Source organism: Pseudomonas sp. Irchel s3f19 (assembly GCF_900187555.1).
GTDB classification, from domain to species: domain Bacteria; phylum Pseudomonadota; class Gammaproteobacteria; order Pseudomonadales; family Pseudomonadaceae; genus Aquipseudomonas; species Aquipseudomonas capeferrum.
This window is the reverse complement of record NZ_FYDW01000006.1, coordinates 80,498-96,978: the sequence shown is the minus strand read 5'-3', so window position 1 is coordinate 96,978 and position 16,481 is coordinate 80,498. Positions and strand designations below refer to the sequence as shown.

Below are 16,481 nucleotides of genomic sequence, written 5' to 3'. Positions count from 1 at the left end.
GGCAGCTATGCACAGCCTAAGGCCTGTTGTCAGCGGATCTGGTGCTTGTGCAACAGCCGATAGAACGTCGGGCGTGAGACCCCCAGCACCTTCGCCGCGATGCTCAAATTGTCGCTGTGCCGGTTAAGCACATCACACAAAGCCTGGCGCTCCGCCCGGTGCTTGTACTCCTCCAGCGTCCCCAGCGGCTGCTGTTCCTGCTCGATCTGCAAGCCCAGGTCCGGCGCTTCAATCTGCCGCCCTTCAGCCAACACCAACCCGCGTCGCACCCGGTTGGCCAGTTCGCGCACGTTGCCGGGCCAATCATGCCGGCCCATGGCTGCCAAGGCATGGTCACTGAACGAGCGCGGCCTGCGCCCAGTTTCAAGGCTGTAGAAATGCGCAAAATGGCTGGCCAGCATCGACAGGTCGCCATGCCTGTCACGTAGCGGCGCGGTCACCACCTGCAACACATTGAGCCGGTAATACAGGTCCTCGCGAAAGCGCCCCTGTTCGATGGCCTTTTCCAGGTCCACGTGAGTGGCCGCAAGCACCCGCACATCCACCGGGATCGGCTGGCTGCCTCCGACCCGTTCGATGTGCTTCTCCTGCAGAAACCGCAGCAGGTTGGCCTGCAGCTCCAAGGGCAAGTCACCGACCTCGTCCAGAAACAGGGTGCCGCCATGGGCCGCTTCGATTCGCCCGGCCTTGCGCTGATGGGCGCCGGTAAACGCGCCCTTTTCGTGCCCGAACAACTCGGACTGAATCAGGTGTTCGGGTATCGCCCCGCAGTTGATGGCAATAAACGGCTGATCGCGCCGCTGTGACTGGCGATGCAGGGTGCGCGCCACCAGTTCCTTGCCTGTGCCGCTCTCACCGCGTATCAGCACCGGCGATTCGGTGGGCGCCAGCTTGCCCAGCAATTTGCGCAGTTCGCGAATAGGGCGGCTTTCACCCAACAGCTCATGCGTCGCCTCGTCCACCCGCGCCGTGCCCTTGCCGCGCAGGCGTGCCATGCCAAAGGCACGCCCGAGGGTGACCTGCACACGGGAAACATCGAACGGCAAGGTATGGAAGTCGAAAAACCATTCGCAGACAAAATCACCCACGTTCTGCATGCGCAACTGCTCGGCGCTGAGCACGGCAATCCACTCGGTATTGCTGCGCTTGATCATGTCCTTCACGGCGTCGGGATGGCGCAGGTGCGATGCCTGCAGGCGCAGCAGGCCAACATCGCAGGTGTGCTCCAGCGCGGCGCCGAGGATACAACTGTCCACGTCCCAGCCGGCACTGCGCAGGCCCGGCAGCAATTGGTGGCAGTCGTCGCAGGGGTCGACGATGAGCAAACGGCGTTGGGAAGCGGGTTGCTGCATGACCGTTCCTTGGCGCCAGAGTTTGGTTTTGTGAAGTAAAACAGCAAGTTGTGGCGCCCAATTAACAGTAGCAACGAACTTGACGGTGCCCAGTACCGTCTGTCTGCCGAATCATTTTTTTACAATCCATGACGGGAATTTTCGCACTTTATCGACATCACATGGCGGCGTAAGCGTGAACAGATTCGCCCCTGACAAAAATTTTTACACCCAATGTGTGACTTACCCCCGGACAACGAGCATCAGTACACATAACCCCGCGCTGCACTTCGCGATTATTGAGGCGACTTTGAAGCAACGCGGACTTTACTTCGATGTTTGGGACCATAGAGAGACCGAACCATGAATGCCCCGCTCCGTGTCAACGAAGCACTGCTGATTGCCGACCACGCCTTCGAACCTTTCCAGTGCGTAGCCTGGGATGCACCCAACGGTACTGGTGAGCTGAGCCTGGCAGTGATCGACCGGACCAGCACCCGCATCGGCAGCAAGCAAGTGTCCTCGCGCATTTATTCCGACCCTGCGCAATGGGCCAGCCTGATCGAGGAAGTGCGCGCCGAACTGTGCGAAAAAGGTTACGACCTGCAACCGTGGTCGATGCCGAAGTAATACCGATTACCCCGCCAAGTGCGTGCCCTGTCACGCACTTGCGCAACTTTCCAGTTGCGGCTCTCGCAACTTTTGTTATTGCGACATAGTGTCGCAACCTCCCCCGCCGCCGTAACTCAATCCACAACCTTGAACTGTTCCAGGTGCTGATAATCCGCCTGCAGTTGTTCTGCCAACTGTTGTGCGCGCCCCAGACGAACGGGCGCCAGTTCCATGTCGACCAATAGCGTGGCACACGGCATGGGCTGCACGGCATCCCAGCGCTGCAGCCGTCCGTCGGTGAACACCAGGCAACGCACAGCCTCATTGGGGTGGGCCTGCTGCCGAGTCTGCAGCCACTGCCGTGCCTGCTCCAGCGCAGCGATCAACGGCGAACCACCGCCCGCTCCCAGCGCTTGCAACCAGGGCTGCAGGGCTGCCGAGGCCTTCAGGCCGTGACGCTGCCACTGCGGTGTCCGCCCACTGGCGGTCAGCAAGGCCAGCCGGGCGCGCTGCCGGTATGCCTGGTCGAACAACGCCGCCAGCAAGCCTTTGGTCTGCGCCAGTGCCTGATGGCGGCGGGTTGACGCAGATGCGTCGATAATCACCAGCCACAGTTCGTTAGCCTGGCCCTGGCGCTGTTGCCAGCACAGGTCGTCACGCAGCCGGGGCCGCCCCTTGAGCAAGGTCGGCAACCACGCCACCCGGCCCGCCGCGGCACTGCGCACACGGCCACGGCTGGCGCCTGCCAGCTTGCCCACGCGTGGTCTGGCATCCGCCCCTTGAGCCTGCCGTGGGCGGATGCTCAGGGCTTTTTTGCCCAGTTCGGCACCTCGCGACGCGCGCCACTCACTACCGGTTGAGGTGGCAGCGCACCCCAATCACCCTGCCCGCCTTGATTGTCTGCGCCCTGCTGGCCTGCCTCGGGCGGTGTCGAAGGCGGCTGTTGTTGCTGCGGCGTCACCCGGCGGCGATGGCGCAGGGCGAACTCGGCCACCGCGTCCACATCGGCTTCTTCTATGGCCGCGCCCCCGCGCCAGGCGCAATGCGCCCGTGCAGCGCGCAGCCAGACCAGGTCAGCACGCAGGCCATCGACCCCGGCGGCATAACAGCGCTCGGTGATCCAGGCCAGGGCCTGATCGTCCAAGGCAATCAAGGCAAGGGCGTGGCGCGCTTGCTGGCAACGCTCACGCAGTTGCGCCTGGGCGGCCGCCCATTGCGCGCAAAAGGCCTGCGGGTCGCTGTCGAACGCCAGGCGGCGACGGATGATCTGCTGGCGCGCGTGCGGCTCGGGCAAACCTTCTAGTGCCACATTCAAGCCAAAACGGTCGAGCAACTGCGGGCGCAACTCGCCTTCTTCCGGGTTCATGGTGCCAATCAGCACAAAGCGGGCGCTATGCCGGTGCGAGATGCCGTCGCGCTCGATGCGGTTGGTGCCGCTGGCTGCCACGTCGAGCAACAGGTCGACCAAGGTATCGGGCAGTAGGTTGACCTCGTCCACGTACAGCACACCGCCATCGGCCTGGGCCAACACGCCCGGCGAAAACTGTGCCTTGCCCTGCCCCAATGCAGCGTCCAGGTCGAGGGTGCCGACCAGGCGCTCTTCGCTGGCGCCCAATGGCAGCGTGACGAACGGGCCTTCGCCGAGCAGGTCGGCAAGGCCGCGGGCCAAGGTGCTTTTGGCCATGCCGCGCGGGCCTTCGATCAGCACGCCACCGATCTTCGGGTCGATGGCGGTCAGGCACAGGGCCAGTTTCAGCTCATCGGCACCGACCACTGCAGCCAGCGGGAATTGTACGGGTTCACTCATTTCAAGCCTGTTCCTCGCCGTCGAGCAACTGCTCCTCAAGGGCTTCGCGGTAGTCGCCAGGCGCCTCCCAGAGGCCGCGTTGCTGGGCCTCCAGCAAACGCTCGGTAAGGTCGCGCAGGGCCTCGGGGTTATGCTCGCGCATGAAGTCGCGGGTCGCCGGGTCGAGCACGTAGGCATCGGCCAGGGACTGATAATGATGGTCGTCGATCAGGTGCGTGGTAGCGTCGAAGGCGAACAGGTTGTCGACTGTCGCCGCCATCTCGAAGGCGCCTTTGTAACCATGGCGCTTCACCCCGTCGATCCACTTCGGGTTGAGCGCACGGGCCCGGATGACCCGGTTCAGCTCTTCCTTGAGGGTGCGGATACGCGGCCGGTCGACCTGGCTGTGGTCGCCGTGATAACTGGCTACCGACGCGCCAGACAAGGTTTCAGAGGCGGCCAGCATGCCACCTTGGAACTGGTAGTAATCGTTGGAATCGAGCACGTCGTGCTCGTGGTTGTCCTGGTTCTGCAACACCGCCTGGACCTGGCCCAGGCGGTGCGCGAACTGGGCGCGGGCCGGGGTGCCCTCGTCGCTTGCGCCGTAAGCGTAGCCGCCGTGATTGAGGTAGACCTCGGCCAGGTCGTCACGGCTGTGCCACAAACGGCCATCGATGGCGTTCTGCACGCCAGCGCCATAAGCACCGGGCTTGGCCCCGAACACTCGCCAGCCAGCCTGGCGGGCCGCCTGCTCGGCGTCGACGCCCTGTGCCTGCAGCGTTTCGCGCTCGTTGCGCACCCGTGCTGCCAGCGGGTTGAGGTCATCGGGCTCATCCAGCGCCGCCACGGCCTGAACGGCGGCATCGAACAAGCGAATCAGGTTGCCGAAGGCATCGCGGAAAAACCCCGAGACGCGCAAGGTCACATCTACCCGCGGGCGATCAAGCACACCCAGCGGCAGGATTTCGAAATCGTCGACCCGCTGGCTGCCGGTGGCCCAGACCGGGCGCACACCCATCAAGGCCATGGCCTGGGCGATGTCGTCACCGCCGGTGCGCATGGTTGCTGTGCCCCATACCGACAGGCCCAGTTGCCGCAGGTGGTCGCCGTGGTCCTGCAAGTGGCGTTCGAGAATCAGGTTCGCCGACGCGAAACCCAGGCGCCAGGCCGTGGTGGTGGGCAGGTTACGCACATCCACGGTATAGAAGTTGCGACCGGTGGGCAGCACGTCCAGGCGCCCGCGGCTTGGCGCGCCACTGGGGCCCGCCGGGACGAAGCGGCCAGCCAGGGCCGCCAGCAGGCCGTCGATTTCTGCCGCACCACAGGCATCCAGGCTCGGCGCCACCGTTGCACAGAGCGCTTGCACCACTTCGTGCACCGGTTGCCATTCGCTCACTGCAGGCAGTGCCGAAGCTCCGCCCAGTGCCTGCTCGATCATCTGCAGGGCCAGCAGTTCAAGGCGCTCACGGGTATCACCGCAGGTGCGCCATGGCGCGTCGCTCACTGCCTGCAAAAACGCTGGGCACGCGCCCTGCCAAGGCTGCCCGAGGTCGCAGTCGAGTGGGTCGAAGCCGGGCACCAGGGCCTTGGCCAGTGTGCGCAACAGGCTGGCATTGCCACCCCGGCCATCGCCGCGCTCCACGCGCAGCAACGCCAGCAAGGTGTCCAGGCGCAGCCTACCTTCAGGAGACTGGCCAAACACATGCAAGCCATCGCGGATCTGCGATTCCTTGAGGTCGCACAGGTAGGTGTCCAGGCGCGGCAGCCATACGGCGGCATCGTCCAGCTGGCCTTCCAGTTGCAATTCGCGATCGATGTGGTTGGCCTTGACCAGTTCCAGGATGTCGCGCTGCAGCTCACGGGCACGCCGCGGGTCGAGCAGCTGCGCTTCATAGAATTCGTCGGCCAGTTGCTCCAGGTGACGCAGCGGGCCGTAGGTTTCGGCGCGGGTCAACGGCGGCATCAGGTGATCGATGATGACCGCTTGGGTGCGACGCTTGGCCTGCGCGCCCTCCCCCGGGTCGTTGACGATGAACGGGTAGATGTTCGGCAACGGGCCGAGCAGCGCGTCTGGCCAGCATTGCGCCGACAGGCCGACCCCCTTGCCGGGCAGCCACTCCAGATTGCCGTGCTTGCCAACGTGAATCACCGCATCGGCAGCAAAGGCATGGCGCAGCCAGAAATGAAACGCCAGGTACCCGTGTGGCGGCACCAGGTCGGGGTCGTGGTACACCGCACTTTGATCAACCTGGTAGCCGCGTGCCGGCTGGATACCGACGAAGGTCTGGCCGAAGCGCAGGCCTGCCACCATCAGCCGCCCACTGCGGTACATGGGGTCGTGTTCCGGCGCCCCCCAACGCTCCAGCACCGCTTGGCGATTGGCCTCCGGCAGGCGGGAAAACGCTGCCTGATAGTCATCCAGGCTCAGGCTCTGCGCGCAGGGGCGCTGGTCGAGATGGTCGAGGTCGTTGGTCACGCCGCCCAGCAACTGGTGGATCAATTGGGTGCCCGTGCCCGGCAGGTCGGCCAGCGGATACCCTTCGCCCTGCAGCGCCTTGAGGATGTTCAACGCAGCCGCCGGCGTGTCCAGCCCCACACCGTTGCCAATTCGGCCGTCGCGGGTCGGGTAATTGGCCAGCACCAGGGCCACGCGTTTCTGGCCATTGGGCAAGCGGGCCAGCGCTACCCAGCGCCGGGCCAGCTCAGCGACGAAGTCCATGCGCTCGGGATGGGCGCGGTAGCAGACCACGTCGGACTGGCTGCGCTCGCTGCGCCAGGCCATGTCCTTGAAGCTAACCGGGCGCGTGATGATGCGCCCGTCCAGCTCCGGCAAGGCAATGTGCATGGCCAGGTCGCGCGCGCCCAGGCCTTGCTCGCTGGTTTCCCAGGCGGGTTGGTTGTCTTGCGCGCAAATAGCCTGCAGTACCGGGATATCGCGGCGGAACGGGCGCAGGTTGGGGCGCTCGGGGCTGGACAAGGCAAACCCCGTGGTATTGATCAACACCTCGGCACCGACCTCGTCCAGCCAGGCCTCGACTTGTTCCAGGCAGGCACTTTCCTTGAGGCTGGCGACGGCGATCGGCAAAGGGTTGAGCCCGGCCGCCAGCAAGCGTTCGCAGAATACGTCGATGAATGCGGTATTGGCCGCCTGCAGGTGAGAGCGGTAGAACAGCAGCGGTGCCACCGGGTGTTCCGGGTGCCACTGCGTATACCATTCTTCAAGCGCTGCACTGCCCTTGGCCGGGTGGTACACCGAGGTGCGCGGCAAGGGCTGCGGCTCGTCCCAGCGATAATCGCGGCCCAGCCACTGGTTGGCCAGGCAGTTGAAGAGGTTGATGGCGTTGGCCTTGCCGCCCTGGCGCAGAAAGTGCCAGAGGCGCTCGGCCTGCTCGCCGGTCACCGTGCCCAGGCCCGTCAGCTCCGGGTCCGGGCGGTCGTCGCCCGGCACCAGGATCAGCTGCACACCTTGGGCCGACAGCGCGACCAGTTGCTCGACGCCATAGCGCCAGTAGCCAACGCCACCGTGCAGCGACACCAGAATGACCTTGGCATGGCGCAGTACCTGGTCGACATACAGGTCGACCGAGGCATGGTTCTGCACCTGCATCGGGTTGGCCAGGCGCAAACTGGGGAAGTCGTCAGGCAATTGCTCGGCCGTGTCGGCGAGCAATGCCAGGTGTGAATCACCGCTGCAGAGGATCACCAGGTCGGCGGGGCTCTGGCCGAGGTCGGCGATGCTGTCATCCGGCACGAAGCCGCCGGGCTGGGTCCGCAGCAGGTGCATGGGTCAGGCGCCCAGTGCTTGGCGCAGACGCGCTTCGAGTTGCGCAGCGTCAAGCGCTTGGCCGATCAGTACCAGGCGCGTGATACGCGGCTCGTCGGCGCGCCAGGCGCGGTCGAAGTGCTTGTCGAAGCGGGTACCCACGCCCTGCACCAGCAGGCGCATTGGCTTGCCCGGGATGGCGGCGAAGCCTTTGGCGCGGAGGATGCCGAACTCGACCACCAGTTGGGTCAGGGCATCGAGCAACAGGCTTTCGTCAGCCTCGGGCAGGTCGATGGAGATCGAATCGAAGGCGTCGTGGTCATGATCGTCGTGGTCGTCGCCATCGTGGTGCGAATCATGGTGGGTACGGCGGCCGTCGATGTGCGCCTCGGACTCGGCGCCCACCCCCAGCAGCACTTCCAGCGGCAGGCGACCGCTGCTGGCCTCGACCACCTTGACGGCGGGCGGCAGCTCTTCGGCCACTTCGGCGCGGACCTTGGCCAAGCCTTCGGCGTCGATCAGGTCGGCCTTGTTCAGCACCACCAGGTCGGCGCTGGCCAACTGGTCGGCGAACAGTTCGTGCAGCGGCGACTCGTGGTCCAGGTTAGGGTCGAGTTTGCGCTGTGCATCCACCTGGTCCGGGTAGGCGGCAAAGGTACCGGCAGCCACGGCCGGGCTGTCGACCACGGTGATCACCGCGTCGACGGTGCAGGCGTTGCGAATTTCCGGCCACTGGAAGGCCTGTACCAACGGCTTGGGCAAGGCCAGCCCACTGGTTTCGATGAGGATGTGGTCGAGGTCACCACGGCGCGCGACCAGTTCGCGCATTACCGGGAAGAATTCTTCCTGTACGGTGCAGCACAGGCAGCCATTGGCCAGTTCGTAAACGCGGCCGCTGGCTTCTTCTTCGGTGCAGCCGATGCTGCACTGCTTGAGGATGTCGCCATCGATGCCCAGTTCGCCGAATTCGTTGACGATCACCGCGATACGGCGGCCCTGGGCGTTATCGAGCATGTGCCGCAGCAAGGTGGTCTTGCCCGAGCCGAGGAAGCCGGTAACGATGGTGACAGGGAGTTTGGCCAGTGTTTTCATGTCGCGGTGCCCTTGGCAGATGGCGCGGGCATGCAGGACGACAGCCACGGGCCAGGTCGGCCGGGCTTGTTCGCCACCGGATCACCCCGCCCGGTTGAAAGTCGAAAGCGCTTCGAGGCAGGTCTCCTGGCTCGCACCATGCCCGCCGCTCGGTAAAGAGCAAGGCTGGCCGGATGACGCCTTCCCGCGCGGTTTACGCAGTGGCTGTGTCGATCCTTTGTCGGTGCTTACAGTTGCGGGGGCAGCCGCGGCATGTACCGCGTTCCCGTCTTAGCTTCGGCCTGGCCGAAGAACCTCGAACTGGCAAGGCTACGCAGTGGCCGGCAGGTGGTCAACCATTGCCGTCGGCCCGGCAGCCAGAGACGCGCAGGCGACCGCCTAACTGCGCTACAGTGGCACCTTTGCCAACGGTCAAGGACGCCTTATGCCGCTCGCCCCCGCCATCCCGGTACTGCGTATTTTTTCGGTCGACAAGGCCAAAGAGTTCTACCTCGATTTTCTCGGTTTCAGCCTCGACTGGGAGCACCGCTTCAGCCCGGACCTGCCCCTGTACGCGCAAATTCATCGCGACGGGCTGATCCTGCACCTGACCGAGCACCATGGAGACGCTACCCCTGGTTCAACCGTATTTGCCCGCATCGACGACCTGCGCGCCCTCGAAGGCGAACTGCAGGCCAAACGCTACGGCTACGCCCGACCTGAGGCCGAACGCCTGGACTGGGGCCTGCAGATGCAGGTGTACGACCCGTTCGGCAACCGCCTGCGTTTTTGCCAGCAAATAGATGATGAGGCCGCCCAATGAAGGCTATGGGTAAGCGCGAGGTGGCACGTGTGGAGCGTGAACTGGTAGTTTGCCTGACGGAGGCCTGCGATACGGCCAAGGCAGAAATCGTCGGGTTCACCTGGCTCACCCACCGCCTCGACCCCGACAACTTTCCCGCAAGCTTGCGCATCACCTGGGTTTTCCAGCGCGAGGCAGACAAAGCTGCAGCGCTGACCGGGGTGGCCAAGGCGCGCATGCTGGCGCTGACCTGTCAGGCGCTCGATGAAGTAGGGATACGCTTGGATCATCCGGCCTGGCATGTGCGTTTTGACAGTGAAGAGGCCTGTAGCCGCAGCCATGGAGGGGATTGGAACAGGCGGCTGCGGGGGGGCTGAGGGTGTTGGCAGAGATATGCATTATGGCCCCATATGGATGACGAGAGATTTTCAGCGCCTGTGAGATCGAGCGCCGCGCGGACGGCGCTCGATCTCACAGGCGCCAGAACCCTCAAGGCATGCCCCTACCCCCCTCCCGCAAAACCCAAGACACGCCTCAGCAAGCCCCCAATCGCAAGCTGTTTCGTGACTGGCCGTTCCCGATCCGCGACGGATGTATTATCGTGGCGTGGTGCGCATATAACAGCAGCCCGAGCAATCGGGCATCTGCAAGACAATCGAGGGTGTCATGAGTAACGAGAGCATTAATTGGGACAAGCTGGGCTTCGACTACATCAAGACCGACAAGCGCTACCTGTCCGTATGGCGCAATGGCGAGTGGGACAAGGGCACCCTGACCGAAGACAACGTACTGCACATCAGTGAAGGCTCCACTGCCCTGCACTACGGCCAGCAGTGCTTCGAAGGCCTCAAGGCCTACCGCTGCAAGGACGGCTCGATCAACCTGTTCCGCCCAGACCAGAACGCCGCGCGCATGCAGCGCAGCTGCGCCCGCCTGCTGATGCCGCACGTGCCAACCGATGTGTTCATCGAGGCCTGCAAGCAAGTGGTCAAGGCCAACGAGCGCTTCGTGCCGCCACATGGCAAAGGCGCCCTCTACCTGCGCCCGTTCGTCATCGGCACCGGTGACAACATCGGCGTGCGTACCGCACCCGAGTTCATCTTCTCGGTCTTCGCCATCCCGGTGGGTTCGTACTTCAAGGGCGGCATGAAGCCGCACAACTTCCAGATTTCCAGCTTCGACCGCGCCGCCCCGCAAGGCACCGGCGCAGCCAAAGTCGGTGGCAACTATGCCGCCAGCCTGCAGCCGGGCGCTGAAGCCAAGAAGGCCAACTTCGCCGATGCCATCTACCTCGATCCGCTGACTCACACCAAGATCGAGGAAGTCGGTTCGGCCAACTTCTTCGGCATCACCGCCAACAACGAGTTCATCACGCCGAAATCGGCCTCCGTGCTGCCAGGCATCACCCGCCTGTCGCTGATGGAACTGGCGTCCTCGCGCCTGGGCCTGAAAGTGATCGAAGGCGATGTCGAGATCAACAACCTCGACCGCTTCATCGAAGCCGGCGCTTGCGGTACCGCCGCGGTGATCACCCCGATCGGTGGCATCGAGTACAACGGCAAGCTGCACGTGTTCCACGACCTGGAAAAAGTCGGCCCGGTCACCCAGAAGCTCTACAACGAGCTGACCGGCATCCAGAGCGGTGATGTCGAAGCACCGGCAGGCTGGATCGTCAAGGTCGCCTGAGGCGCTGCGACAGCCTGAAAACGGGGCATGCCAGGCAATGGCATGCCCTTTTTTTTTGGCCGCTTGGTCGACCGTGCTTTGCCAGATGAATTTTTCTTAAATCGCCGTTTGTCTATTCTTTGGCACAATCAAGCCTCTATTCGCCGCCCAGGAACCAGCATGCCACGCGTACTGACCATCGAAGACGACGCCGTCACCGGCCAGGAAATCGTCGCCGAACTCTCCAGCCACGGCCTGGACGTGGATTGGGCCGACAATGGCCGGGAAGGCCTGGCCAAGGCGATTGCCGGTGGCTACGACCTGATTACCCTGGACCGCATGCTGCCCGAAGTCGATGGCCTGACCATCGTCACCACCCTGCGCAGCCTGAAGATCGCCACGCCGATCCTGATGATCAGCGCCCTGTCTGACGTCGACGAACGGGTGCGCGGCCTGCGTGCCGGGGGTGATGACTACCTGACCAAGCCCTTTGCCTCGGACGAGATGGCCGCCCGGGTCGAGGTACTACTGCGTCGCAACAGCGTGCCCATGACCCAGACCCGCCTGCAGGTCGCCGACTTGCAACTGGACCTGATCAGCCACGAAGCGCGGCGCGGCGAGCACACGCTCAACCTGCTGCCCACCGAATATAAGCTGCTGGAATACCTGATGCGCCACAGTGGCCAGGTCATCACCCGGATGATGATTTTCGAGGAGGTCTGGGGTTATCACTTCGACCCCGGCACCAACCTGATCGATGTCCACATTGGCCGCCTGCGCAAGAAGATCGACTCTCCCGGCCAATCGCCGCTGATCCGTACCGTACGGGGCTCGGGCTATGCCATTGCTGAACCCGTCTAAGGGCTGGAGCTCCTCGACCAGCCGCCTGCTGGCGCTGTACAGCTTTCTGTTCGTGGCCTGGAGCAGCATCCTCATGGGGGTGCTGTACTTCGAGGTGTCCAGCTACCTGAACAAACTCACCCGCCATTCCATGCTGCAGCGCCAGCACCTGTTCGCACACATGAGCGGCAAGCAACTGGACGACGCGCTGATTGCCAGCCAGGCCTTCGAAGAGCGCAGCTTCGACGCCTACGGCCTGTTCGATGCCCAGCTCAACCCGCTTGGCGGGCGTATTCGCACCCTGCCCTCCGAGCTTGGCCTGGACGGCAAGGTTCATGAGCTCAAACGCTGCCTGGACGCCGACGACCCGCACATGCCACGCGACAGCTGCGATGCCGTGGCGATCAAGGTGCAGGATGGCCGCTGGCTGGTGCTGGTGCGGGACAACGGCTCGTTGTTCGTGGTCACCCGGATCATCCTGCATGCCCTGCTTTGGGGCATCTCCCTGACCCTGATCCCAGGCTTTGCCGGCTGGTACCTGCTGCGGCGCAGACCGCTCAAGCGCATCCGCGCCATTCAGGCCCAGGCCGAACTGATCGTGGCGGGCGACCTCACCCACCGCCTGCCGCTGTCGGCCCGGCGCGACGAGCTGGACATGCTGGCCGCCATCGTCAATGCCATGCTCGACCGCATCGAGCGGTTGATGCATGAGGTCAAGGGCGTGTGCGACAACATCGCCCATGACCTGCGCACGCCACTGACCCGCCTGCGCGCCCAGCTGTACCGCATTCGCCAGCAGAGCGACAGCGATTCGGCGCAGGCCGAGGCACTCGACCAGGCGATAGGTGAAACCGACACACTGATGGCACGCTTTCGCGGCTTGCTGCGTATCAGCGAACTGGAAGACCGTCAGCGCCGTGCCGGCTTCGTTCAGCTCGACCCACATGGGCTGCTGGTGGAACTCCACGACTTCTACCTGCCATTGGCCGAAGATGGCGCTATTCGGCTTGAATTGGACCAGCCCGAACAGTTACCGGCGCTGCACGGTGACCGCGAATTGTTGTTCGAGGCGCTGGCCAACCTGGTGGGCAACGGCATCAAGTTCACGCCAGCGGGCGGCTGCGTGCGGGTTTCGGCGACGCAGGATGAACGGGGCCTGCATATCGCCATCGAGGACACTGGGCCGGGCATTCCTGAAGAAGAGCGCACCGCTGTGCTGAAGCGCTTCTATCGCAGCGAGGAAGGCCACCGTCACCCGGGCTTCGGGCTGGGTTTGTCGATCGTGGCGGCGATCGTAGACCTGCATGGGTTCGGATTGGAAATCGGCTCCAGCGAACTGGGCGGGGCCAAGCTGGTGCTGCATTGCCCATTGGCGGGATCGGCGAAGTAGCGGCTGGGAGCAGCACCGAGAAAACGCTTGAAAACCGTCGCGAAAGCGCTTGGAGTGCTGTACCCAAGCGCTGTCGCAACACGCGTAACGGGCTCACCATTGCCCAGCCGAACCACGGCTGCCAGCAAGCATGCCTGCTGGCGCCATTCGTTAAAACTGATCCCGGTGTGCAGGCGAAACTGGCGGGTGAAGGTGCGCCGGCTCATGCTGGCGCGCTCCGCCATCCCGTCGATGCCTGTTTGCAACGAGGGCTCCGCCAGAAACGCCCTGCACGCCCGTGCAAGGCGTGGCTCCTCGGGCATAGGGGCATTGAGTGACACACCCGGCATGCCGGCGATCTCATGAAGCAGCAGCCCCATCAAACACGCATCACGCCCCTGCGCGGGATACTGGGCAGGCACTTCAATAGCCTTCTCAAGCAGCTCGCGCACCAGGGGCGAAACTGCAAAAACCTGACAGTGCTCAGGAAGGCCGACCCGCTTGGCTGACTGCGGGCAAATATAGGCGTTGAGCATGGTGACGGGGCCGCGCATGTGCATAGCGTGCGCAAGCTCGGCAGGCACCCAGATGGCCCGCAATGGCGGCACTGCCCAGGTGCCCGAACCGGTTGCAACCGTGATCACGCCACAGGCGGCGTAGGCAAACTGGCCCCGCCTGTGGCTGTGCATCGGGAACAGTTCGCCATCGGCAAAAGCCCTCCTCGTCACCACCACATCGCAAGCGGTGTCTTCGTACAGCGTGTCATCTGCATGCGTCATGGCCTGATTTTAATGGTATTTGACCTTGGATTGAAAGCGGGCCAAACCAGGCCCCGGCATATTGGCAAATGCGTCAAGGCCCCCTGCCGCGACTTTCACAAGGCTGTCAAACCATGCGTAGAAAACACCTGATCCTCGCAGTGCTGGTTACTGCGCTATGGGGCATCAACTTTCCGATTACCAAACTGGGCTTGGCCCACGTCGACCCGCTCCTGCTCTCAGGCATCCGCTTTGCGCTGTGCGCCTTACCGTGGGTGTTTTTCGTGAAGCGCCCGAATATCGCGATCGGCTGGCTGGGTGCTTATGGCTTGATCTTTGGCGTCGCTATGTGGGCTTTGATCAACCTGGGGATTGCCATGGGTGTGCCGCCAGGCAGCGCCTCGTTGCTGATCCAGTTCAGTGCATTCTTTACGCTGGCCTGGGGCTGTTTGCTGTTTCGCGAACCCTTGGCCTGGCCCCAACTGATCAGCATCGTGCTGGCGGCAACCGGCTTGCTTGGCATCCTCGCCGCGAGCCCTGGCAAGACCACGACCATCGGTTTGACGCTGGTGATGATCAGCGCACTGGCCTGGAGCATCGGCAACGTCATCATCAAACTGTCAAAGGTGCGGGAGATATTCGCCTTCGTCGTGTGGGCCAGCCTCTTCGCGCCGGTACCCTTGCTGTTGCTGACCTGGTGGCTGCACGGCACAAGCCCGTTTGTGGCGCTGGTTACACAAGCGAATACCGTCGTCGCCTGTTCACTGGCATTCCAGGTGTATGCCGCGACGCACTTCTGCTATTGGGGGTGGAACTGCCTGCTGCGCGAGTACCCGGTGTCGACGGTGGCGCCGTTGTCGTTGCTGATTCCGGTGTTCGGCATCGTCAGCTCGGCCGTGATCGTGCATCAGGTTCCGAGCGGATGGGACTGGCTATCGATCGCGTTGATCTTGTTGGCGCTGGCGGTCGGCATGAAGAAAGGGCGTGCGGTGTTGGGAAGAAAAGCGGTTTCTGCTGTTTCGTAGTGTGCCGCAAGGCTTGAAGCCTGGGCCAGGTGTCGTGAAAGGGCTGCCTGGCAGCCCCTTCACAGCGCCGATCAGTCAGCCAGGCGCCAGGTGGTTGCGCCTTTGCTGTCTTCCAGCACCACCCCCATGGCGGTCAACTGGTCGCGGATACGGTCCGACTCGGCCCAGTTCTTGTCAGCCCGTGCCTGCAGCCGCGCCTGGATCAAGCTTTCAACCTCAGCAGCATCCACCTTGCCTTCAGCGCCGGCCCGCAGGAAATCATCAGCCTCCAGCTGCAGCACACCCAGCACATCACCCAGCTCACGCAGGCGACCCGCCAGGCCAGCAGCAGCCTCAAGATCGCTGTCACGCAGGCGGTTGATCTCGCGCACCAGGTCGAACAGCACAGCGCAGGCTTCCGGGGTGCCGAAGTCGTCGTTCATCGCCATGCTGAAGCGCTCGACAAACGCTTCGCCACCTTTGGCCGCCACGCGCGGCAGGCCGCGCAGTGCGTGGTAGAAGCGCTCCAGAGCGCCCTTGGCATCGCGCAGGCTGTCCTCGGAGTAGTTGATGGCACTGCGGTAGTGGCTGGCCACCAGCAGGTAACGCACCACCTCCGGGTGGTACTTCTCAAGCACGTCGCGGATGGTGAAGAAGTTGTTCAACGACTTGGACATCTTCTCGCCATTGATACGGATCATGCCGCAGTGCATCCAGGCATTGGCGTACTGCTTGCCGGTCGCGGCCTCGCTCTGGGCAATCTCGTTCTCGTGGTGCGGGAACTCAAGATCGCTGCCACCGCCGTGGATGTCGAAGCTTTCGCCCAGGCAGCAGGTGGACATCACCGAGCACTCGATGTGCCAGCCCGGACGGCCCGGGCCCCACGGCGATTCCCAGCTTGGCTCGCCCGGCTTGACGCCCTTCCACAGCACGAAGTCCAGCGGGTCCTGCTTGGCCTCGTCGACTTCGATGCGCGCACCGATGCGCAGGTCTTCGATCTTCTTGCGCGACAGCTTGCCGTAACCGACGAATTTGCCTACCCGGTAGTACACGTCGCCGTTACCTGGCGCGTAGGCGTAACCTTTGTCGATCAGCGTCTGGATCATTGCGTGCATGCCAGCGATGTGGTCGGTGGCACGCGGCTCCTGATCCGGCGGCAAAATGTTGAGGCGGCGCTCGTCTTCGTGCATCGCGTCGATCATGCGGGCGGTCAGCGCATCGAACGTCTCGCCGTTCTCGTTGGCCCGGTTGATGATCTTGTCGTCAATGTCGGTGATGTTGCGCACATAGGTCAGCTCATAGCCGCTCTTGCGCAGCCAGCGGGTGACCAGGTCGAAGGCCACCATGCTGCGACCATGGCCAAGGTGGCAGTAGTCGTACACGGTCATGCCGCAGACGTACATGCGCACCTTGTTGCCATCGAGCGGCTTGAAGGCTTCCTTGGTTTTGCTCAGCGTGTTGTAGATGTTAAGCACGACGG

13 protein-coding genes, 1 pseudogene and 1 riboswitch are annotated in these 16,481 nt (G+C 63.6%); of the genes and pseudogenes, 7 read left to right on the top strand and 7 right to left on the bottom strand.

From position 1 onward, the window contains the following. Positions 1–29: 29 nt before the first annotated feature. Positions 30–1,352, bottom strand: a complete 1,323-nt coding sequence (locus tag CKW22_RS16115; protein ID WP_033698255.1) for a sigma-54 dependent transcriptional regulator — start codon at positions 1,350–1,352, stop codon at positions 30–32. A gap of 342 nt (positions 1,353–1,694) precedes the next feature. On the opposite strand from CKW22_RS16115, the gene CKW22_RS16110 reads away from it, so the two are divergent. Then, a complete protein-coding gene (locus CKW22_RS16110; protein WP_013972506.1) occupies positions 1,695–1,961 on the top strand; it encodes a hypothetical protein in 267 nt (88 codons plus the stop codon). Between the two features lie 116 nt (positions 1,962–2,077). Here CKW22_RS16110 and CKW22_RS16105 read toward each other — a convergent pair whose 3' ends face one another. The 4 genes from CKW22_RS16105 to cobW form a co-directional block, all read right to left on the bottom strand. Continuing rightward, a complete protein-coding gene (locus tag CKW22_RS16105; protein ID WP_095064481.1) occupies positions 2,078–2,668 on the bottom strand; it encodes a VWA domain-containing protein in 591 nt (196 codons plus the stop codon). 77 nt (positions 2,669–2,745) lie between these two features. Next, a complete protein-coding gene (locus CKW22_RS16100; RefSeq protein ID WP_033698257.1) occupies positions 2,746–3,750 on the bottom strand; it encodes an ATP-binding protein in 1,005 nt (334 codons plus the stop codon). A gap of 1 nt (position 3,751) precedes the next feature. Further along, entirely contained in the window at positions 3,752–7,513 is a 3,762-nt protein-coding gene (gene cobN / locus CKW22_RS16095) for a cobaltochelatase subunit CobN (protein WP_047583043.1), read from the bottom strand. 3 nt (positions 7,514–7,516) lie between these two features. Continuing rightward, positions 7,517–8,584: a cobalamin biosynthesis protein CobW gene (gene cobW, locus CKW22_RS16090; protein ID WP_033698261.1), complete on the bottom strand. Its 1,068-nt coding sequence runs from the start codon at positions 8,582–8,584 to the stop codon at positions 7,517–7,519. Positions 8,585–8,682: 98 nt separating this feature from the next. Then, positions 8,683–8,897, bottom strand: a riboswitch (cobalamin riboswitch). A gap of 111 nt (positions 8,898–9,008) precedes the next feature. Here cobW and CKW22_RS16085 point away from each other — a divergent pair. The 5 genes from CKW22_RS16085 (at position 9,009) to CKW22_RS16065 (ending at position 13,260) form a co-directional block, all read left to right on the top strand. Continuing rightward, the gene (locus tag CKW22_RS16085; protein WP_033698262.1) at positions 9,009–9,386 is read left to right on the top strand and encodes a glyoxalase superfamily protein; all 378 of its coding nucleotides are present in this window, start codon (positions 9,009–9,011) and stop codon (positions 9,384–9,386) included. After that, the gene (locus CKW22_RS16080) at positions 9,383–9,742 is read left to right on the top strand and encodes a hypothetical protein (protein ID WP_033698264.1); all 360 of its coding nucleotides are present in this window, start codon (positions 9,383–9,385) and stop codon (positions 9,740–9,742) included. The genes CKW22_RS16085 and CKW22_RS16080 overlap by 4 nt, the downstream gene beginning before the upstream one ends. A gap of 289 nt (positions 9,743–10,031) precedes the next feature. After that, positions 10,032–11,051 carry a branched-chain amino acid aminotransferase gene (locus CKW22_RS16075; RefSeq protein ID WP_047583041.1) on the top strand — a complete coding sequence of 340 codons (1,020 nt, stop codon included), beginning with the start codon at positions 10,032–10,034 and terminating at the stop codon, positions 11,049–11,051. 159 nt (positions 11,052–11,210) lie between these two features. Then, positions 11,211–11,891, top strand: coding sequence for a response regulator transcription factor (locus CKW22_RS16070; RefSeq protein WP_033698266.1), 681 nt, complete (start codon positions 11,211–11,213; stop codon positions 11,889–11,891). Beyond that, positions 11,869–13,260 carry a HAMP domain-containing sensor histidine kinase gene (locus tag CKW22_RS16065; RefSeq protein WP_033698268.1) on the top strand — a complete coding sequence of 464 codons (1,392 nt, stop codon included), beginning with the start codon at positions 11,869–11,871 and terminating at the stop codon, positions 13,258–13,260. Before CKW22_RS16070 ends, CKW22_RS16065 begins: the two co-directional genes overlap by 23 nt. Here the strand turns inward: CKW22_RS16065 and CKW22_RS16060 are convergent. Further along, a pseudogene (locus tag CKW22_RS16060) lies at positions 13,251–14,018 on the bottom strand (helix-turn-helix domain-containing protein); the annotation flags it as partial. The gene CKW22_RS16065 and the pseudogene CKW22_RS16060 sit on opposite strands and share 10 nt — an antisense overlap. A 113-nt stretch (positions 14,019–14,131) precedes the next feature. On the opposite strand from CKW22_RS16060, the gene CKW22_RS16055 reads away from it, so the two are divergent. Beyond that, positions 14,132–15,022: an EamA family transporter gene (locus CKW22_RS16055; protein WP_095064411.1), complete on the top strand. Its 891-nt coding sequence runs from the start codon at positions 14,132–14,134 to the stop codon at positions 15,020–15,022. A 71-nt stretch (positions 15,023–15,093) separates the two neighbouring features. On the opposite strand, the gene cysS is transcribed toward CKW22_RS16055, so the two are convergent. Continuing rightward, positions 15,094–16,476 (bottom strand): cysteine--tRNA ligase, encoded by a 1,383-nt coding sequence (gene cysS / locus CKW22_RS16050; RefSeq protein ID WP_033698271.1) that lies wholly within the window; start codon positions 16,474–16,476, stop codon positions 15,094–15,096. Positions 16,477–16,481: the final 5 nt, after the last annotated feature.